The organism is Streptomyces sp. A0642 (assembly GCF_004795105.1).
Taxonomy (GTDB): Bacteria; Actinomycetota; Actinomycetes; order Streptomycetales; family Streptomycetaceae; genus Streptomyces.
In genome coordinates, this window is sequence record NZ_SSBL01000008.1 from 226,421 (window position 1) to 253,141 (window position 26,721).

Below are 26,721 nucleotides of genomic sequence, written 5' to 3' on the forward strand. Positions count from 1 at the left end.
GTAACCTGGCGGGGTGACAGGCTCGGAAGCATCCCCTTCATTCCGGCTCGCGTACGTCCCCGGAGTGACGCCCACCAAGTGGGTGCGGATCTGGAACGAGCGCCTGCCCGGCATCCCCCTGGCCCTCGTCGCGGTGCCGTCCGCCGAAGCGACGGCGTTGCTGCGCGCCGGGGGCGCCGACGCCGGGTTCGTCCGGCTTCCCGTCGACGGGACGGACCTCAGCGCGATCCCGCTCTACACCGAGCAGACCGTCGTCGTGATCCCCAAGGACCATGTGGCCGCGGCGGTCGACGAGGTCTCCCTCGCGGAGCTGGCCGACGACATCGTGCTCCATCCGCTCGACGACACCCTCGGCTGGGAGCAGCTCCCCGGCCGGCCGGCGATCGAACGTCCGGCCACGACGGCGGACGCCGTCGAGCTGGTGGCCGCGGGGATCGGGGTCCTCGTCGTCCCGCAGTCCCTCGCCCGCCTGCACCACCGCAAGGACCTCACCTACCGTCCGCTGTCGGACGCCCCCGAATCGCGTATCGCCCTGTCCTGGCCCGAGGACAGGACCACCGACCTGGTGGAGGACTTCATCGGGATCGTCCGCGGGCGCACCGTGAACAGTTCCCGGGGCCGCGGCGCGGCGCCGGCGGAGCAGCCGAAAGCGAAGACGAAGCGCGCCGGGAGCAGCGGTACGCGCGGCAAGCCGGCGGGGGGCGCCTCGGCCGGGAAGAACCCGCGCGGCGGCTCCGGCGGTGCGAAGGGCGGGGCGCGCGGCGGGAAGGGCGCCTCGGGCGCCAAGGGCGCTTCCGGCGCCAAGCGCGGCACACCCCGCCGTCGGCCTTAGCGGCCGTCCGATGAGTCGTGTGCGCTGATCAGGGCCGTGGCCCGGGCGCAGAGGGGCTCTTTCGAAGGCGCCGTCCCCGCGCTCACCGGCACGTAGGGCCCGTCTGCCTTGCGCCCGTCTTTGCGCCTCCCGGGGCCTCGTCGGGCTGGGACGCCGCGTTCTCGCGCCGCCCCTGCCCGGCCCGGCCCGCGGAGGGGCCGACTGCCTCACGGTGATCGTGGCGGGGGGACTGTCGGACCCCCGTGGCAGCATCGTGATCATGACGCGAGCCGAACGCCCCATGCCGCCCCTGATGGCCGACGAGCGCACCGGTCTGGCCGCCTGGCTGGACTTCTACCGGGCCACCGTCGCCGAGAAGTGCGACGGCCTCACCGACGAACAGGTGCGCCACACCTCCGTACCGCCGTCCTCGCTGACCTTGATGGGACTCGTCCGGCACCTCACGGAGGTCGAGCGGAACTGGTTCCGCCGGGTGCTGACCGGTGAGGACGTTCCGCCCGTGTACGACGAACCGGCCGCACCCGGGGGCCACGACGGAGGGTTCGAGCTCTCCGGCGAGGAGACCTTCGCCGGCGCCCGCGCGCGCTGGCAGGAGGAGATCGCCGTGTCCCGGGCCAACTGCGCCGCGCGGTCGCTGGAGCACACCGCGCCCTTCATGGGCGGCGAGGTGAACCTGCGGTGGATCTACACCCACTTGATCGGTGAGTACGCGCGCCACAGCGGCCACGCCGACCTGCTGCGGGAGCGGATCGACGGCAGCACCGGGGTGTGACGGCGCCGGGCGGGCCGGGCCCGGCGTTGCGCGGGTGTGTCCACCACATGCCCCTGGCGGGTCACCCATGAGCGGTGTTTGGACGCGCCCCCCCGTCGGCGCCGGGCGGGCGGATGTCAGGATGGTTCCATGACGAGCAAGGTTTACTTCGACATCACCATCAACGACGAGCCCGCCGGGCGGATCGTCTTCAATCTGTTCGACGACGTCGTTCCCAAGACCGCGGAGAACTTCCGCCAGCTGGCCACCGGCGAGCAGGGCTACGGCTACAAGGGTTCGTCCTTCCACCGCGTCATCCCCGAGTTCATGCTGCAGGGCGGTGACTTCACCCGCGGTGACGGCACCGGCGGCAAGAGCATCTACGGCGCGAAGTTCGACGACGAGAACTTCAAGCTGGCGCACACCAAGCCCGGTCTCCTCTCCATGGCGAACAGCGGCCCGAACTCCAACGGCTCGCAGTTCTTCATCACGACCATCGTGACGTCGTGGCTGGACGGCAAGCACGTGGTCTTCGGCGAGGTCGCCGACGAGCAGAGCATGGACCTGGTCAAGAAGATCGAGGGTCTCGGCTCGCAGAGCGGCCGCACCAAGGCGAAGGTCACCATCGCCGACTCCGGGACGCTCTGACCCCCGCTCCCTCCGCGGAACCACTCGCCGGAACGCGCCGGCCGACGCTCATCGTCGGCCGGCGCGTTCCGTCGTTCCCGAGGCCTTTCCCTCACGTGCGGCGAGCGCGCCTGTCAACCGAAGGTTGACACCAAGGCGCTGTCAACCTACCGTTGACACATGACGAACCCCGTAGGCATGACGCAGCCCGTCCGTCTGGACGACCTCATCGCAGCCATCAAGAAGGTCCACCCCGACGCCCTCGACCAGCTCCAGGACGCCGTGATCGCGGCGGACCACCTCGGCGACGTCGCCGACCACCTGATCGGCCACTTCGTGGACCAGGCCCGGCGCTCCGGCGCCTCGTGGACGGAGATCGGCAAGAGCATGGGGGTGACCCGGCAGGCCGCCCAGAAGCGGTTCGTCGCCAAGGACCCCGGTGAGCTCTCCGCCCTCGACCCCAGCCAGGGCTTCAGCCGCTTCACCCCGCGCGCGAAGAACGTCGTGACGGCCGCGCAGAACGAGGCCCGCGCCGCGGGCCACGCCGAGATCGGCACCGAGCACCTCGTGCTGGGGCTGCTCACCGAGCCTGAGGCGCTCGCGGGCGCGTTCATCAAGGCTCAGGGAGTCGCCCTGGACACCGTCCGCCAGGCCGCCGAGCAGGCCCTCCCGCCGGCCACCGAGGAGCAGCTGCCCGAACTCATCCCCTACAACGCCGATGCCCGCAAGGCCCTGGAGCTCACCTTCCGGGAGGCTCTGCGGATGGGGCACAACTACGTCGGTACCGAGCACATCCTGCTGGCCCTGCTGGAGCACGAGGACGGCGCGGGACTGCTGACCGGCCTCGGTCTCGACAAGACGACGGCGGAGACGGCCATCACCGAGGCGCTCACGCTCATCGTCGACGCCCAGCAGAAGGACTGACCGGCCCCGGCCCATGAGTTCGAGAGGACGACCGCCCCGCCGGCCTCGCACGGCTACCGGCCGTGCGGCGGAACCGGCAGGCCCGAGGACGTGTCGCGGACCGCCTGCCCCGTAGGGGGCTCTACGTTCTCGGAAGCGGTACGAGGGACGCGAAGCGCCCCGTCCGAACGGTCCTTCCCCTCCCCCGGAGAGCGCCATGGCCCCGCCCAGCGGCAGCAGCACGCACGCACCGGCACACTCCCGCAGGGGCCGGCTGCTGCGGCTGGGCGAGTGGTGCGCACGCCACTTCGTCGTGGTGATCGTGCTGTGGGTGGTCGCCCTCGGCGGGTTGCACGCCCTCGCGAGCGCGTTCGGGGGGACGTACTCCGACGACTTCAGCCTGCCCGGCACCCAGTCGAACACCGGTGCCGAGCTGCTGAAGGCACACGATCCGGCGGCGGGCGGCACCGGGGCGCAGGTCGTCCTGCACGACGCGCAGAAGCCCCTGACCGACGTACAGAGCCAGGTCGACCAGGTGGTGGCGAGCCTTCGGAAGCTGCCGCACGTTCTGTCCGCCCAGAACCCGCTGCCCTCGTCCTCGTCCTCGCCGTCCGCCTCCCTGTCCAAGGACGGGAAGACCGGGTACATCACCGTGCGCTTCGACGTGAACCCGACCTCGCTGGACGACTCCTACCTCGACCAGGTCGACGCAGCGGTGAAGCCGTTGCGTTCCGCCGGCGTGCAGGTGGAGTACGGCGGTCCGCTGGGCGAGCTCGCCAGGCCGGAGACCAAGGACCTGACCAGCGAGGCCGTCGGTTTCGCCGTAGCCGTGGTCGTGCTGCTCATCGGGTTCGGCAGCATCATCGCCGCCGGCGTCCCCCTGCTGACCGCCCTGATCAGCGTGATCGTCGGGCTGAGCTGTCTGTCGCTGGTGGCCGCGGCCACGACCTTCGCGAGCGTCTCGCCCACGCTCGCCACCATGATCGGGCTCGGCGTCGGGATCGACTACGCGCTCTTCCTGATCACCCGCCACCGTCAGCTCGTCATGGACGGAGCCGATCCGGTCCCGGCCGCCGGCCGGGCGGTGGCCACCAGCGGACGCGCGGTCCTGGTCTCCGGCTGCACCGTCATCGTCGCGCTGGCCGGTCTGTACGTGTCCCGGGTGACCTTCATCGGCAAACTGGGCGCCGCGGCCGCCGTCACCGTGATCACCGCGGTCATCGGCGCGGTCACCCTGGTCCCGGCCCTGCTCGGTCTCATCGGCAGGCGGATCGACCGGTACCGGGTGCGGCCGCCGGTCGCTGAGGGCGGATCCGGATCCGGCGGGGCGGCAGCGGGCGGCTGGCACCGCTACGCCCGGCAGGTGGAGCGGCGGCCCTGGGGGTTCCTGCTCGCCGGGCTGGTCGTGGTGGGGGTCCTCGCGATCCCGCTGTTCTCCATCCGTCTGGGACACATCGACGACGGAGCCGATCCGACGAGCTTCACCGACCGGCGCGCGTTCGACCTGATCTCCAAGGGTTTCGGGCCGGGCGCGAACGGTCCGTTCACCCTGGTCGTCGATCAGCGGTCGGTACCCGGGGCGGACCGTTCGGCGCTGGCGAGCAACCTCCAGAAGGCACTCACGGACGTTCCCGGAGCGGCCAGTGTGGGACCGCTGCAGGCGACGGACGACGGCGCGCTCCTCGTCGGCACCGCGCTGTCGAAGGAAGCTCCGCAGGACGCCGGCACCACCACCCTGTTCAACCGCCTCAAGGACGACGCCCTGCCGCAGGGAGTGTCGGGCACCGGCGCCTCCGCCTACGTGACCGGCACGACCGCCGCCCAGGAGGACTTCCTGGAGATCATCGCCCGCAGACTCCCCCTGATCATCGCCGTCGTGGTCGGCCTCGCCTTCCTGATCATCCTCACCGTGTTCCGCGGGGTCCTCGTCGCGGTCAAGGCAGCGGTCCTCAACCTCCTCTCGATCGCGGCCTCGTACGGGGTGGTGGTGGCGGTCTTCCAGTGGGGCTGGGGCGGGCCGGCCCTCGGGGTGTCCGGGACCGTGCCCATCGAGAGCTACGTGCCGATGATGATGTTCGCCATCGTCTTCGGCCTGAGCATGGACTACGAGGTGTTCCTGATCGCCCGGGTGCACGAGGCCTGGACGCGGACCCGGGACAGCAAGGGCGCCGTGGCACACGGACTGGAGATCACCGCCCGGGTCATCACCTGCGCCGCGCTCATCATGGTCAGCGTCTTCGCCGCCTTCGTCATCAGCGACGACATCGTGGTCAAGATGCTCGGGCTGGGGCTGGCGGTCAGCGTGCTCGTCGACGCCACGATCGTCCGGCTGCTGCTGGTCCCCGCGGTGATGACACTGCTGGGCCGGAGCGCCTGGTGGATGCCCCGGTGGCTGGACCGGGTGCTGCCCCGCATCGACACCGAGGGCCGGGCGGCTCCGCCCCCGCAGGCCCCGTGACCCCTGCCCGCCCTGTGCGGACGGGCCGCTCACAGCGACGCGTACACCGCGTCGACCAGGGCCGTCTTGCGCGGGTCGTTCGCGATGTGCGGGCCCATCCGGTTCATGACGTAGCCCAGGGCGACGCCGTTCTCCGGGTCCGCCAGGCCGCAGGAGCCGCCCGCGCCGTCGTGGCCGAAGGCCCGCGGGTTGGGTCCGTAACTGGCGTCGGGGCCGCTCAGCCACAGGCCGAGCGCGATCTCCGTCTCATGGGTGAAGCCCGCGCCCAGAACGAGGTCGCGGCAGCTGCCCTGGCCCTCGCGAACGCGTTCGGCGGACTCCTCGGACAGGATCCGCAGTCCGCCCGAGCTGCCGCGTCCCGCGAAGATGCCGTACAGCGCGGCGACCGCGCGGGCGGTGCCGTGGCCGTTGGCGGCGGGGATCTCGGCTTCCCGCCACTCCGGGGTGTTGGCGGCGGCTGCTCCCGTGGGCGGATTGAGCAGCGAGGCGAGGGCGACCGGCTCAAGCTGCGCGAAGAGGGCCGCCTGCCGGGTCCGGTCCGCCTTGGGGACGACGAGCTCGGCGGCGCGCCCGGCCTCCTTCTCCGGAAGGCCGACGGTGAAGTCGATGGCGAGCGGGCCGGTCACCTCCTGCCGCAGGAACTCCCCCGGCAGCAGTCCGCTGATCCGCCGGATCACCTCGCCGACCAGGAACCCGTACGTCAGGGCGTGGTAGCCGGAGCGGGTGCCGGGCTCCCACCACGGTGCGGTCGCCGCGAGCCGGGCGGTCGTCAGTTCCCAGTCGTACAGCTCCGCCAGGCTGTGCGGCTCACGGAGGCCCGCGAGGCCGGCGCGGTGGGAGAGCAGGTGCCGTACGAGAACGGCCTCCTTGCCCGCTGCGGCGAATTCCGGCCAGTACGTGGCGACCGGGGCGTCGAGGTCCAGCAGGCCGCGGTCGGCGAGGATGTGCGCGCAGAGCGCGACCGGCCCCTTGCCGGTGGACCAGACGTTGACCAGGGTGTCCTGTTCCCACGGGCGGGTGCGGGCGCCGTCCGCCCAGCCTCCCCAGAGGTCGGCGACGGGCCGGCCCTCGACCAGGACGGTGACGGCCGCGCCCAGCTCGTCCCGCTCGCGGAAATTCGCCTCGAACGCGCCGCGCACCGCGGCGAACCGTTCGTCGCAGTGGCCGTGGATCTGGGGCACGGGGCCTCCCTCGCCTGGGACATGCCTGGTCGGACTCGATCCCGGCCAACATACCGACTGGTCGGACTGGCGGGAAGGGGCGGCACGCCCTCAACCTCGGGCGGGTGGCGGTCCCGGTCAGCGGGCCCCGGTTTCCAGGCGGAGGCTCCATCGGTGCGGCAGACCGGTGAGCGTGATGGTGGAGAGCGGGCGGACGTCGACGTTCCAGTACGTCGGCGGCGGGGCTCTCAGCGCGTAGACGAGGGCCGCCCGGACGACGGCGGGCTCGGCGACGGCGACGATGGAGCCGTCGCAGGCGGGACGGGTGTCGAGCCAGTTGCCGATCCGGGAGATGAACGCGAGCAGGGACTCGCCGCCGTGGGGGGCGGAGCGCGGGTCCGCCAGCCAGGCGTCCACGGCGGCCGGTTCGCGCGCGGTGACGTCGGACAGCGTACGGCCGCGCCAGCGCCCCATGTCGCAGTCACGCAGGGCGGGCTGGACCATGGGCGCGAAGCCGAGCGCCTCCCCGGTGGCGCGGCTGCGGGGGGTCGGCGAACAGTAGCGCAGCTCGGCCGCGCCCAGGGGTGCCAGGGCCGGAGCGGCGAACCGCAGCTCGTGCCAGCCGGCCTCGTCGAGCGGCCGGTCGTCGTCGAAGCGTTCGCCGAGCAGGAAGGAACTGCGCGCGGCGGCGACGAGCGAGACCCGAACACTCATGGGCGCGATCGTGGAGCCGTTCGACACGCGGGTCAAGGGTGCCGCCGCAAAATGCCGCACCCGGTGAGTCTTGTTCCCCCCGGCGTCTCGGTCAGGGCCGGACCCTGTCGGCCGGGCGGTCGAGCACGCCCTCCCACGCGGTGCACAGCCGGCGCACCCCCTCGGCGATCTCCGCCGGCCCCGCGGCGGCGACGAAGCTCAGCCTGACGTGCGCGGACGGGGGTTCGGCGCTGAAGTAGGGACGCCCGGGCGCGATCGCGACACCGGCGCGCAGGGCGGAGGCGACCATGGCCGCCTCGTCCGCCCCGGCACCGGAATCGGGCAGCCGCAGCCAGAGGTAGCCACCGCCCGCCGGGATGTGCGTCAGCGCGAGGCCGGGCAGTTCCCGGTGCAGCGCGGTGACCATGGCGGTGCGGCGGCTGCGCAGCTCCGCCGAGACGGAGCGCAGATGGCGCCCCCAGGCGGGAGAGCCCACGAGTTCCAGCGCGGCTTCCTGGAGCGGCCGGGGGACGAAGAAGCTGTCGACGACCTGGATGGCCCGCAGCCGTTCCAGGACCGGCCCCCGGGCCGCGAGGGCGCCCACCCGGAAGCTGGGCGAGGTCGCCTTGGTCAGCGAACAGACATGGACGACGACTCCGTCGGGATCGTCGGCGGCCAGCGACGCGGGGAGCGGGCCGGCGTCGTCGTGGACGAGGTTGCGGGCGAAGTCGTCCTCGACGACGAACGCTCCCGCCTCCCGGGCGATCCGGACGACTTCGGCACGCCGGCCGTCGGCGAGGACCGTGCCCGTCGGGTTCTGGAAGAGCGGCTGGCACACCAGGACGCGGGCGCCGGTGGCGCGGAAGGCGGCGGCCAGCAGTTCGGGCCGCACCCCGTCGGCGTCCACGGGCACGGGCACGGGCCGCAGACCGGCCGCCCGCGCGGCCGCCAGCATCCCGGGATAGGTGGGTGATTCGACGAGGACGGGCGCCCCGGGCTGGGCCAGTGCGCGCAGCGCGGTGGCCAGGGCGCTCTGGCCCCCCGCGGTGATCAGCACATCGGCGGCGGTGAGGGCCGGTCCGATCTGCTGGGCGAACCAGGCGCGCAGTTCGGTGAGCCCGTCGGTGGGCGGCCGGCTCCAGGCGCCGGGGCGGCGGCCGGCCCGGGCGAGAGCCGATGCCATGGCCCGCTCCGGCTGGAGCGAGCTGTGCAGATAGCCGCCGTTGAACTCGACGACCCCGGTGGGCGGGGGCGTCAGGGTGACCAGCAGGCCGGACGCGTCGACCGCCCGGGGCACCACTTCGGCGCCGCCGTCGCCGTTGAGCGACACCTCCTGCCAGGAGGTGTCGGCGGGCGGCCGCGCCTGCGCACGCGGTTGCGCCCGGAACGCGCCGGAGCCGGGGCGGGTGACGACGAGCCCCTCCGCCGCGAGCTGCGCGACGGCCCGCGAGACGGTGACGGGACTGGCTCTGAACCGTTCGACGAGGGAACGACTGGAGGGGAGCTTCTCACCCGGTGAGTAGCGGTTCACCTCTCCCCGGAGGACTTCAGCCAGCTCGGCGACACTGCTACGCTCTTGCATGACAGCAAAAGATAGCGCTACTGCGAGTCTCCCGATAGCGGTCGGCCCGACCGCGAACGGCCCCGCGACAGCTCCGGCGCCCGGCCCGGCTACAGCCTCGACGGCGGGCATCCCCGCGGCGGCCTCTGGGCACGGCCCCCTCCCGGCAGGGCGGAACGGCACGCTGCTCGCTCTGCTCGGCGTGCTCGCCTTCTCCCTCACCTTTCCCTCCACCGCCTGGGGCCTGGAGAGCTTCGGTCCCTGGTCCCTGGTCGCGCTGCGCAGCCTGCTGGCCGCCGCCGTCGCCTGCGTCGTGTTTGTCGCGGCGCGCGTACGGCTGCCCGAGCGGCGGCACTGGGCCGGCCTCGCGGTGGTGGCGTGCGGGGTGGTGGTGGGGTTCCCCCTGCTGACCACGCTGGCGCTGCAGACCTCGACGACCTCGCACGCGGCCGTGGTGGTGGGCCTGCTGCCGCTGACGACCGCGGTGTTCTCCTCCCTGCGCACGGGTTCGCGGCCCCCTCGCGCGTTCTGGGCCGCCGCACTCGCCGGGGCAGCGGTGGTGATCGCCTTCACCGTGCTCCAGAGCGGCGGCGGTCTCTCGGCCGGCGACCTCTACCTCTTCTGCGCGCTGCTGGTCTGCGCGGCGGGATACACGGAGGGCGGCAGGCTGGCCAAGGTGATGCCGGGGTGGCAGGTGACCGGGTGGGCGCTGATCGTCACCGCGCCGCTGGCAGCGGCGGGCGCCGCGGTCGCGTTGCCGTACGAACCGGTGCGGCTGACCGCGCACGGTGTCATCGGGCTGGTCTGGGTGGCGGTGGCGTCGACTTTCGTCGGCCTGTACGTCTGGTACCGCGGCATGGCGGAGATCGGCGTCGCGCGGGCCAGCCAGCTCCAGCTCGCGCAGCCCTTGCTGACCCTCGTCTGGTCGTTCCTGCTCCTCGGCGAGGAAGTCACCCCCGCGGCCCCGGTGGCCGCGGTCGCCGTACTCGTCTGCATCGCCGCCACCCAGCGCGCCGGAGCCGGCCGGTCATAGACTTGTCGACATGGAACGCCACCCGTGAGGAGGTCACTCCCGATGGAGGCACACACGGGCGACCGGCTGCTGACGCACGGCAGGACCGTGGGACAGCACGACCGGGTCGCCGAGATTCTCGAAGTGCTCGGGGACGGGGGCTCTCCCCCGTACCGGGTCCGCTTCGAGGACGGGCACGAACACGTCATCGCACCCGGCCCCGACAGCGTCGTCCAGCACACGACCGACCGGAGCCGGGACACCCGAGGCTAGGGGCCGGCCCACCAGGAGGACTCCGTCCGCCGCCCCACCGAACGGCGGACGGGGCCGGCCGGTCAGCGCGGCGGGCGCGCCCGCGTGCGGTAGTGGTCGGCCACCACGCGGTCCATCGCGCCGATCCGGTCCGTGACCACGTTCTTCCCCGAGAAGTAGACGTGGCCGCGGACCTGGTCGTACCCGGCGGCGAAGTCGACGTGCCGGGACAGCTCCGCCGGGTCCTGCCAGGCCGCGGCCTGGGCCGGGTCGCCCGCCTTGTACAGCGCCTCCCCGATGAACAGGTCCACACCCGTGCCCCGGACCACCTCGGCCCACCAGGGCACCAGCGACGCGTAGTCGGCGGGCGCGAAGCCCAGGTTCCAGTACAACTGGGGGGTGACGTGATCGATCCACCCCTTCTTGATCCAGCCGCGGGTGTCGGCGTACAGATCGTCGTACGTCTGCACCCCCGCGTCGGTCCGTGAGCCCAGCGGGTCGGTCGAGGCGTTGCGCCACACGCCGAACGGGCTGACGCCGAAACGGACGGCGGGCTTCAGCGCCTTGATCCGCTCGGACATCTCGTGCACCAGCTTGTCGGTGTTGGAGCGCCGCCAGGCCGCCCGGTCGGGGAAGCCCGCGCCGTACTTCTTGTACGCGTCGCCGTCCGCGAAGGTCTGGCCCGCCACCGGGTACGGATAGAAGTAGTCGTCCCAGTGGACGGCGTCGATGTCGTAGCGGCGGACCGCGTCGAGCATCGCGTCCTGGACGAAGGCGCGGACCTCGGGCAGCCCCGGGTTGTAGTAGAGCTTCCCGCCGTACGGCAGGACCCACTCGGGGTGGAGCCGTGCGGGGTGACCGGCGGCGAGCCGGGTGGGGTCGGTGTGGTTGGCGACCCGGTACGGGTTGAACCAGGCGTGCAGCTCCAGTCCGCGGCTGTGGGCCTCCTTGACCGCCGTGCCCAGCGGGTCCCAGCCGGGGTCCTTGCCCTGGACGCCGGTGAGGCAGGCGGCCCACGGCTCGTACGGTGACGGCCACAGCGCGTCCGCACTGGGGCGGACCTGGAGGATCACCGCGTTCAGCCGCCGGGCGACCGCCTCGTCGAGGTACGCGATCAGCCCGGCCCGCTGTGCGTCGGCCGACAGACCCGGCTTCGACGGCCAGTCGACGTTCGCGATCGTGGCCACCCACATGCCCCGCAGCTCGCGGCGGAGCACATCCCGGGAGGCTCCCGGCCGGCCCGGACCGCCGGCGCCCCGGGAGGCCGCTGCGGCGTCACCCGCCACGGCGGCCGAAGCCACCACCCCCGCGACCGTGCCGGCCGCACCCGTCACGAACTTCCGTCGGTCCATCTGTCGCATTCCGCTCCACCTGCCGTTCCCTTGCGCGTCCGCGGCCCCGGAGGAATCCGGGCGTGGGACCGAGCATGCCCGCCCCGGCCCCCGATCCCCGGTAAGAGCGTGGCCGGCCCGCGACGCAGCCCCCATTTGCCGGTCGCTCCGAGGCGCGGAGTAACGTCGTGGAGTCGTGGTGGAGCCCGGAATCAGACGGAAGCCGCCGAACGGAGAACAGCGAAAGGCACGAGGTGACGGACTCTATGGCCGACATTGCACGCGTCGGGGTGGTGGGCTGTGGCCAGATGGGCGCAGGCATCGCGGAGGTGTGCGCCCGCAGCGGCCTCGACGTCAAGGTGGCCGAGACCACCGGCGAGGCGCTGGAGATCGGCCGCACCCGGCTTCACAACTCCCTCTCGAAGGCCGCCGAACGCGGCAAGATCACCGAGGAGGAGCGCGACGAGACCCTCGGCCGCCTGAGTTTCACCACCGACCTCGGCGAGTTCGCCGACCGCGATCTCGTCATCGAGGCCGTCGTGGAGAACGAGCAGGTCAAGACGGAGATCTTCCAGGTCCTCGACCAGGTGGTGACCCGGCAGGACGCGATCCTCGCCTCCAACACCTCGTCGATCCCGCTGGTGAAGCTGGCCGTCGCGACCTCGCGCCCGGACCAGGTCATCGGCATCCACTTCTTCAACCCGGCGCCGGTGCAGAAGCTCGTCGAGATCATCCCGGCGCTGACCACCTCGGACGACACGATCAAGCGCGCCGAGGCCATGGTGCAGGACATACTGGGCAAGCACCCCATCCGCGCCCAGGACCGTTCCGGTTTCGTCGTCAACGCGCTGCTGATCCCGTATCTGCTCTCCGCGATCCGGATGTTCGAGTCGGGCATCGCCAGCCGCGAGGACATCGACAACGGCATGGAGATGGGCTGCGCCCACCCCATGGGCCCGCTCAAGCTCGCCGACCTGATCGGTCTGGACACCGTGGCCTCGGTCGCCGACTCGATGTACGCCGAGTACAAGGAGCCGCTGTACGCCGCTCCCCCGCTCCTCCAGCGCATGGTGGACGCGGGCCGCCTCGGCCGCAAGACGGGGTCGGGGTTCTACCCGTACGCCTGACCACCCGCCCGTGCGTGCGGGGGACCCACGGTCACCCGCACGCACGGGCGGAACGGTTTCAGCCCAGCCGTAAGTGGTGGAGCATCATCAGCCCGGCGGCCATGCCCGCGGCCGGGACCTCGCCGCGGGCGATCATGTCGGGGACCAGCTTCAGCGGTATCCACTCACGGCGCGAGGACTCGAAACCGTCGACGGGGTCGCCCGTCCAGTCCGCCTCCTCGCCCCAGTAGAAGTGGTGCCGGGCGTCGGTGAGTCCGTTCGACGGCTCCACGGTCAGCAGCGGACGCAGGGGGCCGGGGCGCCAGCCGGTCTCCTCCTCCATCTCCCGGGCCGCCGCGGCCGCCGGCTGTTCTCCCTCCTCGACGACGCCCGCGGCGAGCTCCCAGCCCCAGCTGTCGGTGATGAACCGGTGCCGCCAGAGCAGCAGGACCTCGTTCGTCTCATTGACGACGGTGGCCGCCGCGACGGCGCGGAGCCGGATCACGAAGTGGTCGAGGTGGTGGCCGTCCGGGAGGACGACGTCCGCCAGATTGACCCGGAACCAGCGATTCTCGTACACAGTCTGTTCGTTCAGATTCGTCCACTGCACAGTTCTGCCACCTTCTGGCTAGTAGGTGGCCATATCGCAGCAGAACCCGACTGCCAGTGGTACTCACAGCGGTACGCGCAGCGCCCCGTCCACGAGGTCCGCGGCCCGCCCCGCCTCCGCGCTGCCGCTCGCGACCAGTTGTCCCCGCACGTCCCGCAACCGGTCACGCAGCCGCTGCGACTCCATGCCCCGGGCGCGCTCCGCCATCTCCGCCGCCGTGACCGCCGCCCGGTCGGCCTCGCCCTGCCGCAGGTCGATCGTGGTGAGCATCGCGAGCCGGTGCACCCGGCCCCGGTCGTGCGCGGGCGCCCGCACCGCCGCCGCGGCGTGCTCCCGGGCCGCCGGGAGGTCCCCGAGGCGCAGCAGAGCCTCCGCCACCTGCACGTCGACCAGCCCCGGCTGGACGTACCCCGTCTCGTCCGGCTCCTGACCGGGCAGGATCCGTGCGGCCTCGGACTCGGCGCGCCGGATGCACCGCAGGGCGCCGGCCCGGTCTCCGAGATGTGCGTACGCCTTCGCCTGCATGGCGTGGAGGTCGGCGGCGAGCGCGGGGGTGATGTCGCGTCCCGCGGCCCGCAGCGCCGCCTCGGCGAAGGCGACGGCCTGCCGGAAGTCGGCGAGGAAGAGGGACTGGTTCACCAGGAGGGCGATCACATAGCCGCCGAGGCCCCGGTCCCCGCTCGCCTTGGCCAGCCGCAGTGCCTGGTGGAAGTAGCGCTGGGCGAGGCCGTGCGCGTCGGAGTCGTAGGCGCAGATGCCAGCCACGGCGACCAGGCCGCCCGCCGCGCGGTGCAGTTGACGCCCCATCGCGTCGCTGTAGCCGCCGCGCAGGAGCGGGGCCGTCTCCGCGTTGAGGAAGCCGACGATGCGCGAACGCGTCGCGATTCCACCCGCCTTGCGGTACATCAGTTCGTAGTGGGCGCGGGCGGCCCGCAGGGTTGCTATGTCGGCCGGGCCGACGCGCTGCGGTCCGGTACGGGACACGTCGGTGTCCTCCGGCGGGTTCTCCCACTCCCAGACGGGCATCACGGCGGTGGTCCCCGTCACGGCCGGGGCGGCGACGGCATGGGGGCGCTGCTGTTCGTCGGAGCGCCACAGAGCGGTGGCCCGCTCCACGAATCCGGTGAGCGAGGAGCTCCGCACGGGCGGGTGGCCGCCGAGGGCCGCCATGCCGATGTCGTCGAGCGAGACGGCCCTGTTCAGCCGGTTCCCCAGCACCTCACAGATCAGGTCGGGCACCTGGCCGCGCGGGCGCTGCCCCTTCAGCCAGCGGGCGACGGCCGTGTGTTCGTACCGCAGGCACAGACCCCGGGTACGGCCGGCCCGGTTCACGTGCGCGGCGAGCCCGGCCCGGGAGACACCCGCCTCGTCGATCAGAGCCTCTAGCAGAGTGTTGGGCTCCATTGCCCCCATTGCCCCCTCCGGCGGTTCGCCACGCCTGGACGTGTCGCCCCAGTGGAGCACGATTCACACGGGGTGTGAACGGAATGCCCGAACCGTCCCGCCGCGCACCCTGTCGCACGGACCCGCGGATCGCTTGACTGAATCCCTCGCAAGAGGCGGCCGGGTCGTCTGCTCCCCCTCGTACAGCACGACGACCCGCTTCCGCGCCGTCCGCTCTGCCGGCCTGCCCGACACTCCGTGGCAGGGCGGACGGCGCCGGATCGCACGACCCACTGCCCACGGATCGGAGGGTTGTTGCGGGGCCGGCCGGACACCGGGTTCCCCCGGGCCGGGCCGGAGCCCGCGTGCGGTCCACCGCCCCTGGGCGAGCACACAGGAGGGGCGTATCCGGTGGCCGGATACGCCCCTCCTCACTGTGCGGGTGCGCTGCTACGCGCCGCGCAGCACCGCTCCCGTACGCTCGGCGGCCAGGGCCACCGCCGCGTCACGGGCGGCGCTCGCCTCGTCGACCGTCAGCGTGCGGTCGCCGGCACGGAACCGCAGCGCGTACGCCAGGGACTTGCGGCCCTCGCCGATCTGCTCGCCGGTGAACACGTCGAACAGCCGAAGCGACTCGAGGAGTTCCCCCGCTCCGTCGTGGAGCGCCCGCTCCACATCGGCGGCGGGCACGTCCTGGCCGACGACGAGTGCGACGTCCTGGGTCGCCACCGGGAAGGTGGAGATCCGGGGGGCCTGGAGGGCGCCGTCGACCGCACGCTCCAGGACGTCGAGCTCGACCTCCATGGCGCAGGTGCGCTCGGGGAGGTGGAGCTCCTTGATGACGCGCGGGTGCAGCTCGCCGGCGTGACCGAAGAGGGTCTCCTCGCCGTCGACCGTCACGTACAGCGCGGCGCACCGGCCCGGGTGCCACGGCGCGTGCTGGTCGGCGCGGACCGTAAGGTCCACACCTGCCTCACGGGCGATGGTGCGGGCGGCCTCGACGGAGTCCGCCCAGTCGGCGGGGCGGCCCTTGCCCCACCAGCCGGCCTGCTCGCGGGCGCCCGCGAGGACGACGGCGGCGCGGCGCGGCTGACGCGGCAGCGCGGCGTCGAGGGCGGCGATCTCCTCGGCGGAGGGGCGCCGGTCGACGGGCAGCCGGACGGGCTTCGCCTCCTGGCCGGTGGGCCGGAAGACGAGACCGGTCTCGAAGAGCGCGAGGTCGTGGCTCCCCCGGCCGTCGTTGCGCCGCAGTGCGCCGAGGAGGCCCGGCAGCAGCGTGGTGCGCAGCGACGGCTCCTCGTCGGAGAGCGGGTTGACGAGCTTGACCGTGCGGCGTCGGGCGTCCTCCGCGTCCAGGCCGAGCTGGTCCAGGACCGCCTCGCCGGTGAACGGGTAGTTCAGCGCCTCGACGTAGCCGGCACCGGCCAGGGCCCGGCCGACGCGGCGGTGCAGCCGCTGGCGGTCGGTGAGCCCGCGGCCGGAGGGCGGGGTCGGGAGCGTGGACGGGAGGTTCTCGTAGCCCTCCAGCCGGATGACCTCTTCGGCGAGGTCGTTCGGCTCGTTCAGGTCGGGCCGCCAGGACGGGGCCGTGACGAGGAGCTCGTCCTGCCCGTAGACGTCGCAGCCCACCTCCTGGAGGCGGCGCACGACGGTCTCGCGGCCGTAGGCGACGCCGGCCACCTTGTCGGGGTGGTCGGCCGCCATCGTGATGGTGCGGGGACCGGAGGGGGCGGTGACCTCGGTGACACCGGCCTCGGCGGTACCGCCGGCGAGCAGCACCAGGAGGTCGACGGTGCGCTGCGCGGCAGCGGCGGCGGCCTGCGGGTCGACGCCGCGCTCGAAGCGCTTGGACGCCTCGGAGGCCAGCTTGTGACGGCGCGCGGTCCGGGCGATCGAGATCGCGTCGAAGTGCGCGGCCTCGATGACGACCTCGGTGGTGTGCGCGCCCTCGGCGGCGTCCGCGATCTCGGTGTTCGCCCCGCCCATGACGCCCGCCAGGCCGATCGGCCCGCGGTTGTCGGTGATGACGAGGTCGGCGGCGTCCAGGACGCGGACCGTGCCGTCGAGCGTGGTGAGCTTCTCGCCCTGCTCGGCGCGGCGCACCCCGATCGGACCGTCGATGCGGGTGCGGTCGTAGGCGTGCAGCGGCTGGCCCAGTTCGAGCATGACGTAGTTGGTCACGTCGACGGCGAGCGAGATCGGCCGCATGCCGGCCTTCTGGAGCCGGCGCTGCATCCAGATCGGGGACCGCGCCTCGGGCTGGAGGCCCACGACGGTGCGCGCGGTGAAGCGGTCGCAGCCGATCGGGTCGGAGACCCTGACCGGGTAGCCGTAGGCGTTGGGCGCGGGCACGTCCAGGAGCGCCGGGTCGCGCAGCGGCAGGCCGTAGGCGATGGCGGTCTCACGGGCGACGCCGCGCATCGACAGGCAGTAGCCGCGGTCGGGCGTGACGGCGATGTCGAGGACCTCGTCGACGAGCTGGAGCAGCTCGATCGCGTCGGTGCCGACCTCGTGCTCCGGCGGCAGCACGATGATGCCGTGCGTGCCGTCGTCGCCCATGCCGAGCTCGTCGGTGGAGCAGATCATGCCGTGCGAGGTCTTGCCGTACGTCTTGCGCGCGGCGATCGCGAAGTCGCCGGGCAGCACGGCGCCGGGCAGCACCACGACGACCTTGTCGCCGACGGAGAAGTTACGGGCTCCGCAGACGATCTCCTGCGGCTCACCGGTGCCGTTGGCGGAGCCGACGTCGACCGTGCAGAAGCGGATGGGCTTCTTGAAGCCCTCCAGCTCCTCGATGGTCAGTACCTGTCCGACGACGAGGGGGCCCTTGAGGCCGGCGCCGATCTGCTCGACGGTCTCGACCTCCAGGCCGACCGCGACGAGCTTGGCCTGTACGTCACGGCCGGTCTCGGTGACCGGCAGGTCGACGTACTCCCGCAGCCAGGAAAGCGGGACGCGCATCAGATCTCCATCCCGAAGGGCCGGGTGAACCGGACGTCGCCTTCGACCATGTCTCGCATGTCTTCTACGTGGTGGCGGAACATCAGCATCCGCTCGATGCCGAACCCGAAGGCGAATCCGCTGTACTTCTGGGGGTCGACTCCGCAGGCGATGAGCACCTTGGGGTTGACCATGCCGCAGCCGCCCAGCTCGATCCAGCCCTCGCTGCCGCAGGTGCGGCAGGGGCGGTCCGGGTTGCCGACGGACTCGCCGCGGCAGACGTAGCAGACCATGTCCATCTCGGCGGACGGCTCGGTGAACGGGAAGAAGTTCGGCCGGAGCCGGGTCTTCATGTCCGGGCCGAAGAGTGCCTGGACCATGTGGTCGAGGGTGCCCTTGAGGTCCGCCATGGTGAGGCCCTCGTCGACGGCGAGCAGCTCGATCTGGTGGAAGACCGGGGTGTGCGTGGCGTCGAGCTCGTCGGTCCGGTAGACCCGGCCGGGGCAGACGACGTAGACCGGGGGCTCGCGGTCGAGCAGGGTGCGGGCCTGGACCGGCGAGGTGTGGGTGCGCAGCACGACACCGGACTCGTCGTTCTTCTCGCCGTCGGCGCCCTCGACGAAGAAGGTGTCCTGCATCTGCCGGGCCGGGTGGTCGGGCACGAAGTTCAGGGCGTCGAAGTTGAACCACTCGGCCTCGGCCTCGGGGCCCTCGGCGACCTCGTAGCCCATGGCCACGAAGACGTCGGCGACGCGCTCCATGATGGTCGTCAGCGGGTGGCGGGCGCCTGCCGGGGTGCGGTCGTACGGCAGGGTGACGTCCACCGCCTCCTCGACCAGGACCCGGGCGTCGCGCTCGGCCTCCAGCTCCGTCTGGCGGGCCGCGAGGGCCCGGCCCACGGCGGCGCGGGCCTGGCCCACGCGCTTGCCGGCCTCGGCCTTCGCCTGCGGCGGCAGGGCGCCGATCTCGCGGTTGGCGAGGGACAGGGGCGAGGTGCCACCGGTGTGCGCGGTCTTCGCCTGGGCGAGCGCGTCGAGGTCGCCCGCGGCGGCGAAGGCGGCGAACGCCTCGTCCCGGATGCGCTCGATCTCTTCCGGTTTCAGTGCCTCGACCTCGACTGGGTCGTACGACTTGTTCGGTGCCGACATCTCTTCCCGTACTTCCGATTGGCTGGTGGCGCGGCCCCGCTCGACGACTGGAGGACGCAAAGGTGCCAAAGGTCGAGTCTAAGGGTCGCAGGACGCGGGGGCCGCCCGTGGGCCGCTCTACTGCATGTAGGCAGGCGTGCTCACGGGCAGGATAAATCGGAACTCGGCGCCGCCCCCGGGGCCGCGGCCGACCGTGATCGTGCCGCCGTGCGCCTCGACGATGCCCTTGACGATGTACAGGCCCAGGCCGGTGCCGCCGCGCTTGCTCCCCCGCCAGAAGCGGGTGAAGACACGGCCCATCGACTCCTCGGGGATGCCGGGGCCTTCGTCGCTCACGGTGACCGCCGTCCCCTTCTCGTCGCTCTTCGCCGGTGCGGGCGCCACCTCGATGGTGACGGTTCCCTCGCCGTGGCGCACCGCGTTTTCCAGCAGGTTGCCGAGCACCTGGTCGACCTTGTCCGGGTCGGCCCACACGGCGGGCAGCGGCTGGCAGGTGCGGACGAGGAACCGGCCGGGCTCCTGGCCGGACGCGGTGAGCGCCTGTACGTGCCGTTCGACGGCGGCGGAGAGGTCCACGGGCTGGCGGCGCAGTTCCAGGCGCCCCGAATCGATCCGGGAGATGTCCAGGAGCTCGGTGATCAGGCGGGTGACCCGGTTGGCGTCGGCGTCGACGGTCTCCAGCATCAGCCGCTTCTGGTCGTCGGTGAACCGCTCCCATTTGGCCAGCAGCGTGGCCGTGAAGCCCTTCACGGACGTCAGGGGCGAGCGCAGCTCGTGGGCGACGGTCGCGATGAGTTCGGCGTGGCTGCGCTCGTTGCGACGGCGGGCCTCGGTGCCGCGCAGGCTGACCACGAGCCGGCGCACGGGGCCGGTCGGGCTCTCGCGGACGTAGCGGGCGGAGACGAGGACCTCGCGGCCGCCGGGCAGCAGAAGGTTTCGTTCGGGCTGGCCCACGCGGATGGCGAGGCCGTTGTAGGGATCGGTCAGCTCCCACCAGCGGCGGCCCTTGAGGTCCTCCAGCGGCAGTACGTGCTCCAGCGGGCGGCCGAGGGCGGCGGCCCGGGGCACGGCGGTGATCCGGGCGGCGGCGGAGTTGAAGCAGACGATCCTGCCGGCCCCGTCCGCGACGACGAGCCCGTCGGGCAGGTCGTCCGGGTCCAGTACGTGGCCGCCGGGTCCGATGCCCGCGTCGGCGGCCTCCGGGTCCTCGGCGGCGCGCACGACGGTATCCGCGCGTGCCCGCGGCCCGCTCATGCCGACAGCCATATTCCCGTACCCCACCTCTCGAACCGGTGCAGTGGGCCCCCGAGTTCGTCACCCTACTAGGGCGTGTTTCGAAAGTCCCGCCTGCTCGGCGACGCCTGGCACGCACACTCGCCGCGTTGTCGGGATCGCCCCGATACAACCAGTATCGGGGCGACCCTCCGCCTTGCGATCGCACGCACCAGACGCCGCCGAGCCCGCCCTCCGGGCGGACGGCGCTACTTTCGAAACACGCCCTAGGCGGCGGTGACGGAGCGACACCCTGTGAGCCCCGTGGGCCTGGGGCGCGGGCGCGGGGTGGTTCAGCCGGCGCTGCGGCGGGGGCGCTGGGCGCGTGCGGAGGCGTACAGGCAGACGGCGGCGGCCGTGGCGAGGTTGAGGCTCTCCGCCTTGCCGTGGATCGGTACGCGCACGACGGCGTCGGCCAGCGCCCGGGTCTCCTCGGGCAGCCCCCAGGCCTCGTTGCCGAAGACCCAGGCGGTGGGCCCGCCCATGGTGCCGGCGTCGAGCTCGTCGTCGAGGTCGTCCTCGCCCGCGCCGTCGGCGGCGAGGATGCGTACGCCCGCTTCCCGCAGCCCCCGCACGGCCTGCTCGACGGGGACGCCGACGGCGACCGGCAGGTGGAAGAGGGAACCCACGGACGCGCGGACGGACTTGGGGTTGTACAGGTCGACGGAGGCGTCGGTGAGGACGACCGCGTCGGCGCCCGCGGCGTCGGCGCAGCGCAGCACCGTGCCGGCGTTCCCGGGGTCGCGGACGTTCGCCAGGACGGCGACGAGCCTGGGCCGTGCGGCGATGACCGCTTCGAAGGACGTGTCCAGGAAGCGGCAGACACCGATCAGGCCCTGCGGGGTGACGGTCTGCGACACGTCGGCCAGGACCTCGCTGTCGGCCAGGTGCACCCGGGCGCCCGCGGCGTGGGCGGCGTCGACGATCGCTCCGTAGCGCTCGGCGGCCTCGACGGTGGCGAACAGTTCGACGAGGGTCGGCTTCCCGTCGCTGCCGCGGTGGTCCGCGGCCTCGCGCACGGCCTGAGGCCCCTCGGCGATGAACATGCGCTCCTTGCCGCGGAAGTTCCGCCTGGCCAGCCGCCGGGCGGCGGCGACGCGTGGCGATCGCGGGGAGATCAGTTCGGGGGTGCCCATGTCGGCGGCGAGCCTCTCTGCGTACGAAGGTGCTGGGTCTGCAACGCACCGGACCCGCAGACGGCGTACGCCTGCGGGTCCGGCTCAGAAGCCAAGAAGTACGGCCTGGATCAGGCGGCCTTCGGGGCGTTGACGTCGCTCGGGAGGGCCTTCTGGGCGACCTCGACGAGGGCGGCGAACGCGTTGGCGTCGTTGACCGCGAGCTCGGCCAGGATCTTGCGGTCCACCTCGATGTTGGCGGCGTTCAGACCCTGGATGAGGCGGTTGTACGTCATGCCGTTCTGGCGGGCAGCGGCGTTGATGCGCTGGATCCACAGCCGACGGAAGTCGCCCTTGCGCTTCTTGCGGTCGTTGTAGTTGTAGACCAGGGAGTGGGTGACCTGCTCCTTGGCCTTGCGGTACAGGCGCGAGCGCTGACCGCGGTAGCCGCTGGCGGCCTCGAGGATCGCCCGGCGCTTCTTGTGGGCGTTGACTGCCCGCTTGACGCGTGCCACTTTTTAACTCCTTGTAGCGGGGCCGTGGTCGTACTCACACGGCCCGGAAACGAATTGGTCCCGGTCGGATCGAGAGCACGTCCCCGGTGTCACCGGGGACGCGACCTCACTTGCCGAGAAGCTTCTTGATCTTCTTGGCGTCGGCCGGAGCCACGACGACCGTGCCGGTCAGCGAGCGGGTCTTCTTGGACGACTTGTGCTCGAGCAGGTGGCGCTTGCCGGCCTTCTCGCGGAGCACCTTGCCGGAGCCGGTGATCTTGAAGCGCTTGCTGGCACCGCTGTGCGTCTTGTTCTTCGGCATCGCGCCGTTCTCTCCTCGTCAGTGGCGCCCCTCTCGGTGCGGGCACCGGACTGCAGGGGCGTCAGATCTTGATGGGATTCCGGGGGGACCCGGGGGGCGCCTGGATGGCACCCCCTGAGGTCACGCCTCGGAAGGTGTGTCGGTCGGAGCCGGAGCCTCGGGGCTCGCCTCGGCCGGAGCCTCGACAGCCTCGTCCGCAGCCTCGGCGTCGTCGTCGTGGGCGTACCCCTGACGCTCCGCCTTGCGGGCGGCCTGGGCCTCGCGGGCCTCGGCCATGGCTTCGGTCTTCTTCTTGTGCGGGCCCAGAACCATGATCATGTTCCGGCCGTCCTGCTTCGGGTTGGACTCGATGAAGCCGAGTTCCTCCACGTCCGAAGCGAGACGCTGGAGCAGTCGGAAGCCCAGCTCGGGGCGGGACTGCTCACGACCACGGAACATGATCGTGATCTTGACCTTGTCGCCCTGCTTGAGGAACCGGACGACGTGACCCTTCTTGGTGTCATAGTCGTGCGGGTCGATCTTCGGCCGGAGCTTCATCTCCTTGATGACCGTGTGCGCCTGGTTCTTGCGCGCCTCACGGGCCTTCATGGCCGACTCGTACTTGAACTTCCCGTAGTCCATGAGCTTGCACACGGGCGGACGGGCGGTAGCCGCCACCTCGACCAGGTCGAGGTCGTACTCCTGTGCGAGTTCCAGGGCCTTGGCAAGCGGGACAATCCCGACCTGCTCGCCGCTGGGACCGACAAGTCGCACCTCGGGTACGCGAATCCGGTCGTTGATGCGGGGCTCGGCGCTGATGGATCCTCCTCGGTAGCACCACGCGGCCGTCTGGCGGACAGCCACGTAACGTCTGTTTCGACAGACCAACCGTGCAGGACCATGAAAAATGCCCCGACGGGACACAGGCGGGGCTCCTGAACAACCGGAGCACCGCCGCGGTCAACCGCGGGGCGCATCGGGCGGCTCCATCGTCCGTACGGAACGATGGGCGCCACCTGACCGGATGACCCGCCGTCCTGAGGACGGCAAGGTGGGAGATCGGAGCCTCCACTTGTGGGCCGGGCACATAGATGCCCAGCCGGTCGTTACACAAGGTTAGCAGCTCGCCCGGGCGGGCGCTAACCGGCGGCCCCGCGCACTCCCGCAGGCGGAGCGGGTCTGCCGTGGGCCTATCGTATGGCGCATGAGTGACGCGACCCCCACCAGTGATTCCCCCGGCTTCGACGAGATGGCCCGCGACATCGCGGAGGTGCCCGCCGTCGAGGTGATCGTGACGGTCGCCGTCAACCTGATGAGCGCCGCCGCCGTGAAGCTCGGACTGACCGAGGACGGCGACGAGCACAAGGACCTCGACGAGGCCCGCAAGCTGGTCCACGCACTGGCCGGCCTGCTGGACGCGAGCACCACGGAGATCAGCTCCTTCCACGCGGCTCCGCTGCGTGACGGCCTGAAGTCCTTGCAGCTCGCGTTCCGCGAGGCCTCGCTCGTACCGGACGAGCCCGGCCAGGGCCCCGGCGAGAAGTACACCGGCCCGGTCTTCGGCTGAGCCGGCCCTTCCTCTCCGCGTTCCGCCCGTTTCCGCTTCCGCCCGTGAGCCCCCTGCCCGACCGGCAGGGGGCTCACGGCGTGTACGGGGGCGTGTCCGTCAGCGTGTGAACAGGGCCTCACCGGGCGCCTGCGCGTCGGCCGGCAGCAGTGCCAGGTCCAGGCCCCGGACGAGGCGGGCGCGCAGCACCTCGTTCGCCGCCAGCGCTCGCGCGACCCGGCCGGCCGTCTCCGCCGGTTCCGCGTCCGCCGCCAGCACCAGGGCGAGCGTGCCGTCGGCGCGGCCCGGCCCGAGGTGGGCCCGGAGCACGGCGGGCTCGGCGGCGACGGTGTCACGCACCGCCGTCGTGACGGCGGGGTCCTCCAGCGGGTCGGCGCTGGTGCGGCCCTCGGCGAGGGCGAGCAGAGCGGACCCGCTCAGCTCGAAGGCCACCGGCCCCGCGAGGTCGAGCACCACCGTGTCGGCCTTCTCGTGCACGGCGGCCTGGAGGGCCTGGTGCAGGGGTACGGCGACGGGGCGGGCCTGCGGGTCCCAGCGCGCCAGGGAGGCGGTGGAGGTGAAGGCCGGCAGGGCGCGGCGGTCACCGGCCTGGAGGGTGGGGACCGCCATGTCGCTGGTCTTCTCGCGGCGCAGCCCCTTCTCGTCCTCCTCCACCTCGCCGAGGACAGCCACCACGGGCACGAGGAGACGGGCCCCCTTGAGGGCTTCGAGTACCGGGCCGACGGCCTTGCGGTCCTCGGCCCAGGCGGCGAGGGCCTCGGTCAGGGCGGGGTCGGCCGTGCCGTCGTCGTCGGAGTATCCGGAGTCCGGAATGTTCTTCTGCGCCACAGGGCGAGCGTAGTGCCTGGGCTTTCTCGTCCGGCCGACAGGTCGGGCTCAGGCTGCTCCAGCCGCGGTCCTGGGGTCGGGACGTGCCCGACTCAGAATCCGCGGGTCCGCGTGGTCCGCGTCCGTGGCGGCCGCGGTCGTGCCGGCGGCTCGGCCGCCGGAGGCGCGTGCCTGATCGCGGTCACCGGATCACACGCCCGCCGACCGCTCGGGCCGCTCGGGGACCCCTCGGGACCGCTCGGGCACCGCTGATCAGCGGCGTACTACCGACCGGCGCATGCCCCGGCCGTGCCACAGGACGACGGCCAGGGCCAGCAGGACCGCGCCGAGGCCGCCCGCGGTGGGGGCGAGCCAGCCGGCGGGGCCGTCTTCCGTGAGGGGCGGGGTGGGGCCGGATCCGAAGTACCGCTTGCGGTAGCCGGCCGTGGCGGACTCGGTGCGCAGCCCGGCGGGGCTCAGTGAGCGGCCCGCCTCGATGGCCGCGGCCGGGTCGACGATGCCGTGGCCCCGGGCGTCGTCACGGCCGGCGGACGGGGAGTCGCGGGCCGTGTCCGCGAGGAGCTTCTTGATCTGGGCGGGCGTCAGACCCGGGTGTGCGGCCCGCACCAGGGCGACCGCGCCGGAGACGAACGCGGCCGCCGCCGAGGTGCCCCACTCCACGTAGTACTTGCGGTCGGGGGCGGGGACGACGATGTCGACCCCGGGCGCGCTCACGGTGGCGTACCAGCGGCGGGTGGAGAACGAGGCGTGGGTGCCGTACCGGTCGACCGCGGCCACCGCGATCACGCCCGGGTAGGCGGCGGGGTACGAGATGTGGTCGCCCTTCTCGCCCCCGTTCCCGGACGAGGCGACGACGACCGCGCCCTTCTTCAGCGCGTACTGGACGGCGGCGTCCTCCCCCGGTTCGGGGTGGGCGGATTCGCTGTCGTCGCCGAGGGAGAGGTTGATGACGTCGGCGCCGTGGTCGGCGGCCCAGCGGATGCCGTCGGCGAGGGCGGTGCCGCGGGTCTTGCGGGCCTTGGCGCGGGCCGGGTCGCTCGCTTCGAGGATGACCCGGACAGGGAGGATCTTCGCCTCGGGCGCGATGCCGATGACTCCCTCGTCACCTGCGCCGCCATGGCCCCGGCCGGCGATGATCCCGGCCATCGCGGTGCCGTGCCTGGCCCAGGCCCGGTCGCCGCGTCCCGCGCCGAACCCGATCATGTCCCTGCCCGGAAGCACCTGCCCCGCCAGGTCGGGGAGGCTGCCGTCGACCCCGGTGTCGACGACCGCCACGGTGATCCCCTTGCCGCGGGTGGTCTGCCACGCCCGGTCCGTGTGGAGGGCGTCCAGGCCCCACTGCTGGGCCCGGATGGTGTCCGCCCCGGCCGGCGTCGCCGGAAGCAGCGCGAGGGCGGTGGCGGCGCAGACCGCGCCGAGGAGCCTGCGGGAGCGCACGCGGCGGGTCATTCGGGCTTCTCCGTGAGATCGGCGACGGTTCTGCGCAGTCCCCGCTCCACCCGGTCGGCGACGCCCTTGGCCTCGTGCCCGAGCCCGGCCTGGGCGGCCGCGGTCGTCGCGTTCACCTCCATGGCCTTCTCGGCGGGCTGCGGGTCGGTGACCTTGCGCCCGTCGGCGAAACCGGACACGGCGAACACGACGACGGGCACCTCGGTCAGTACGTGCACGGTCCAGCTGGCACGTTGCGGGTCCCCGAACCCCGCGGCGGGGCTGTCCCTCACCGGGTAGGCGCGCGGCATCAGGTCGGCGCGGGCGCCGAGGCCCTCCCGGGCGTAACGGGAGCCGAGGGTCCGCATCGCCTCGGTGCCGGCCTCGGTGAAGACCAGTCCCACCGTGGTGACGCTGCTGCTCGTCGCGTCGGTGTACGTGGCGCGGAGCAGGCGGGCGCAGCCGACCGGCCGGAGGGTCTTGAGCAGCAGCGGGTCGAGCGCGCCCGTGCAGCCGCTGTCCGGGGCGACGGCGATTCTCGTCCAGACGCGGTCGGCGCCGCCTGGCCCCGCGCCGTCGCCCCTGAGCGTCCGGGGGAAGAGCGTGTCGACCGGGATGCTGTGCCAGGCCTCGTGGCCCACGGTGTAGGCGCTGTGGGCCGCGGGATCGGCGGAGGAGTCGCTGATGAGCCAGCTGCCGGTGGCGGCCCCGCCGATCAGCCCCAGGCCGAGCACGACACAGACCGCGGCGGCCGCGGTCCGGAAGGGGTGCCGGCTCCGCACGGGCCGGAGCCGGGTGGTGGTCTCGGCCGGCGTCTCGGCCGGGGAGTGGGCGTGCGGGGGGCGGTACGCGTACGGGTCGGCTGCCGCCGCCCGGGCCGGCGGGCCGCCGAGGTCCACCGCCCCCACGGGCCGCCGCCGGGTCGCGGCGGGGGGCGTGGCGGGCGGGC

General features: G+C 72.7%; 25 protein-coding genes. 9 read left to right on the plus strand and 16 right to left on the minus strand.

Features of this window, described 5'->3' with window-relative positions; translation table 11 throughout:
• Nucleotides 1-13 precede the first annotated feature (13 nt).
• The 5 genes from E6R60_RS17645 to E6R60_RS17665 all read left to right on the plus strand — a co-directional run bounded on the left by E6R60_RS17645 (nt 14) and on the right by E6R60_RS17665 (nt 5,571).
• A complete protein-coding gene (locus E6R60_RS17645) occupies nt 14-832 on the plus strand; it encodes a LysR family substrate-binding domain-containing protein (RefSeq protein WP_136327523.1) in 819 nt (272 codons plus the stop codon).
• A 259-nt stretch (nt 833-1,091) separates the two neighbouring features.
• Complete coding sequence (locus E6R60_RS17650) at nt 1,092-1,604, plus strand: DinB family protein (protein WP_136327524.1); 513 nt, start codon at nt 1,092-1,094, stop codon at nt 1,602-1,604.
• A 129-nt stretch (nt 1,605-1,733) separates the two neighbouring features.
• Entirely contained in the window at nt 1,734-2,231 is a 498-nt protein-coding gene (locus tag E6R60_RS17655) for a peptidylprolyl isomerase (protein ID WP_136327525.1), read from the plus strand.
• A 159-nt stretch (nt 2,232-2,390) separates the two neighbouring features.
• Nucleotides 2,391-3,134, plus strand: coding sequence for a Clp protease N-terminal domain-containing protein (locus E6R60_RS17660; RefSeq protein ID WP_136327526.1), 744 nt, complete (start codon nt 2,391-2,393; stop codon nt 3,132-3,134).
• A gap of 196 nt (nt 3,135-3,330) precedes the next feature.
• Entirely contained in the window at nt 3,331-5,571 is a 2,241-nt protein-coding gene (locus E6R60_RS17665; RefSeq protein WP_136327527.1) for an MMPL family transporter, read from the plus strand.
• Nucleotides 5,572-5,600: 29 nt separating this feature from the next.
• On the opposite strand, the gene E6R60_RS17670 is transcribed toward E6R60_RS17665, so the two are convergent.
• From E6R60_RS17670 to E6R60_RS17680, 3 genes are all read right to left on the minus strand, one after another.
• Nucleotides 5,601-6,752, minus strand: a complete 1,152-nt coding sequence (locus E6R60_RS17670) for a serine hydrolase domain-containing protein (RefSeq protein ID WP_136327528.1) — start codon at nt 6,750-6,752, stop codon at nt 5,601-5,603.
• A 117-nt stretch (nt 6,753-6,869) separates the two neighbouring features.
• Complete coding sequence (locus E6R60_RS17675; RefSeq protein WP_136327529.1) at nt 6,870-7,445, minus strand: histidine phosphatase family protein; 576 nt, start codon at nt 7,443-7,445, stop codon at nt 6,870-6,872.
• Nucleotides 7,446-7,536: 91 nt separating this feature from the next.
• A complete protein-coding gene (locus tag E6R60_RS17680) occupies nt 7,537-9,006 on the minus strand; it encodes a PLP-dependent aminotransferase family protein (protein WP_136327530.1) in 1,470 nt (489 codons plus the stop codon).
• Here E6R60_RS17680 and E6R60_RS17685 point away from each other — a divergent pair.
• Together E6R60_RS17685 and E6R60_RS17690 are read left to right on the plus strand one after the other, a co-directional pair.
• On the plus strand, nt 9,005-10,018 hold the full coding sequence (locus E6R60_RS17685) for a DMT family transporter (RefSeq protein ID WP_136327531.1): 1,014 nt from the start codon (nt 9,005-9,007) through the stop codon (nt 10,016-10,018). The two genes, E6R60_RS17680 and E6R60_RS17685, sit on opposite strands and share 2 nt — an antisense overlap.
• A gap of 42 nt (nt 10,019-10,060) precedes the next feature.
• Nucleotides 10,061-10,270: a DUF1918 domain-containing protein gene (locus E6R60_RS17690; RefSeq protein ID WP_136327532.1), complete on the plus strand. Its 210-nt coding sequence runs from the start codon at nt 10,061-10,063 to the stop codon at nt 10,268-10,270.
• 62 nt (nt 10,271-10,332) lie between these two features.
• On the opposite strand, the gene E6R60_RS17695 is transcribed toward E6R60_RS17690, so the two are convergent.
• Nucleotides 10,333-11,583: a family 10 glycosylhydrolase gene (locus tag E6R60_RS17695; protein WP_136327556.1), complete on the minus strand. Its 1,251-nt coding sequence runs from the start codon at nt 11,581-11,583 to the stop codon at nt 10,333-10,335.
• Nucleotides 11,584-11,846: 263 nt separating this feature from the next.
• Here E6R60_RS17695 and E6R60_RS17700 point away from each other — a divergent pair, with 263 nt between their 5' ends.
• On the plus strand, nt 11,847-12,707 hold the full coding sequence (locus tag E6R60_RS17700; RefSeq protein ID WP_136327533.1) for a 3-hydroxybutyryl-CoA dehydrogenase: 861 nt from the start codon (nt 11,847-11,849) through the stop codon (nt 12,705-12,707).
• Nucleotides 12,708-12,765: 58 nt separating this feature from the next.
• Here E6R60_RS17700 and E6R60_RS17705 read toward each other — a convergent pair whose 3' ends face one another.
• From E6R60_RS17705 to infC, 9 genes are all read right to left on the minus strand, one after another.
• The gene (locus E6R60_RS17705) at nt 12,766-13,296 is read right to left on the minus strand and encodes an NUDIX domain-containing protein (RefSeq protein WP_136327534.1); all 531 of its coding nucleotides are present in this window, start codon (nt 13,294-13,296) and stop codon (nt 12,766-12,768) included.
• Nucleotides 13,297-13,359: 63 nt separating this feature from the next.
• The gene (locus E6R60_RS17710) at nt 13,360-14,700 is read right to left on the minus strand and encodes a transcriptional regulator (protein ID WP_136327535.1); all 1,341 of its coding nucleotides are present in this window, start codon (nt 14,698-14,700) and stop codon (nt 13,360-13,362) included.
• A 429-nt stretch (nt 14,701-15,129) separates the two neighbouring features.
• On the minus strand, nt 15,130-17,640 hold the full coding sequence (pheT, locus tag E6R60_RS17715) for a phenylalanine--tRNA ligase subunit beta (RefSeq protein WP_136327536.1): 2,511 nt from the start codon (nt 17,638-17,640) through the stop codon (nt 15,130-15,132).
• Complete coding sequence (pheS, locus tag E6R60_RS17720; protein ID WP_136327537.1) at nt 17,640-18,767, minus strand: phenylalanine--tRNA ligase subunit alpha; 1,128 nt, start codon at nt 18,765-18,767, stop codon at nt 17,640-17,642. The genes pheT and pheS overlap by 1 nt, the downstream gene beginning before the upstream one ends.
• Nucleotides 18,768-18,884: 117 nt before the next feature.
• Nucleotides 18,885-20,033 carry an ATP-binding protein gene (locus tag E6R60_RS17725; RefSeq protein WP_206309443.1) on the minus strand — a complete coding sequence of 383 codons (1,149 nt, stop codon included), beginning with the start codon at nt 20,031-20,033 and terminating at the stop codon, nt 18,885-18,887.
• 299 nt (nt 20,034-20,332) lie between these two features.
• Nucleotides 20,333-21,175: an RNA methyltransferase gene (locus tag E6R60_RS17735; protein WP_136327539.1), complete on the minus strand. Its 843-nt coding sequence runs from the start codon at nt 21,173-21,175 to the stop codon at nt 20,333-20,335.
• A gap of 110 nt (nt 21,176-21,285) precedes the next feature.
• Nucleotides 21,286-21,669, minus strand: coding sequence for a 50S ribosomal protein L20 (rplT, locus tag E6R60_RS17740; RefSeq protein WP_024494113.1), 384 nt, complete (start codon nt 21,667-21,669; stop codon nt 21,286-21,288).
• Nucleotides 21,670-21,775: 106 nt separating this feature from the next.
• Entirely contained in the window at nt 21,776-21,970 is a 195-nt protein-coding gene (gene rpmI / locus E6R60_RS17745) for a 50S ribosomal protein L35 (RefSeq protein WP_030918579.1), read from the minus strand.
• Nucleotides 21,971-22,090: 120 nt separating this feature from the next.
• Nucleotides 22,091-22,813: a translation initiation factor IF-3 gene (infC, locus tag E6R60_RS17750; protein ID WP_240802608.1), complete on the minus strand. Its 723-nt coding sequence runs from the start codon at nt 22,811-22,813 to the stop codon at nt 22,091-22,093.
• A 340-nt stretch (nt 22,814-23,153) separates the two neighbouring features.
• Between infC and E6R60_RS17760 the strand changes: the two genes are divergently transcribed.
• Nucleotides 23,154-23,516, plus strand: a complete 363-nt coding sequence (locus tag E6R60_RS17760; protein ID WP_136327541.1) for a DUF1844 domain-containing protein — start codon at nt 23,154-23,156, stop codon at nt 23,514-23,516.
• A gap of 99 nt (nt 23,517-23,615) precedes the next feature.
• Here the strand turns inward: E6R60_RS17760 and E6R60_RS17765 are convergent, their stop codons facing one another.
• The 3 genes from E6R60_RS17765 to E6R60_RS17775 form a co-directional block, all read right to left on the minus strand.
• The gene (locus E6R60_RS17765) at nt 23,616-24,344 is read right to left on the minus strand and encodes an SseB family protein (protein ID WP_136327542.1); all 729 of its coding nucleotides are present in this window, start codon (nt 24,342-24,344) and stop codon (nt 23,616-23,618) included.
• A 252-nt stretch (nt 24,345-24,596) separates the two neighbouring features.
• Entirely contained in the window at nt 24,597-25,793 is a 1,197-nt protein-coding gene (mycP, locus tag E6R60_RS17770; RefSeq protein ID WP_136327543.1) for a type VII secretion-associated serine protease mycosin, read from the minus strand.
• Nucleotides 25,790-26,554 carry a hypothetical protein gene (locus tag E6R60_RS17775; RefSeq protein WP_136327558.1) on the minus strand — a complete coding sequence of 255 codons (765 nt, stop codon included), beginning with the start codon at nt 26,552-26,554 and terminating at the stop codon, nt 25,790-25,792. The genes mycP and E6R60_RS17775 overlap by 4 nt, the downstream gene beginning before the upstream one ends.
• Nucleotides 26,555-26,721: the final 167 nt, after the last annotated feature.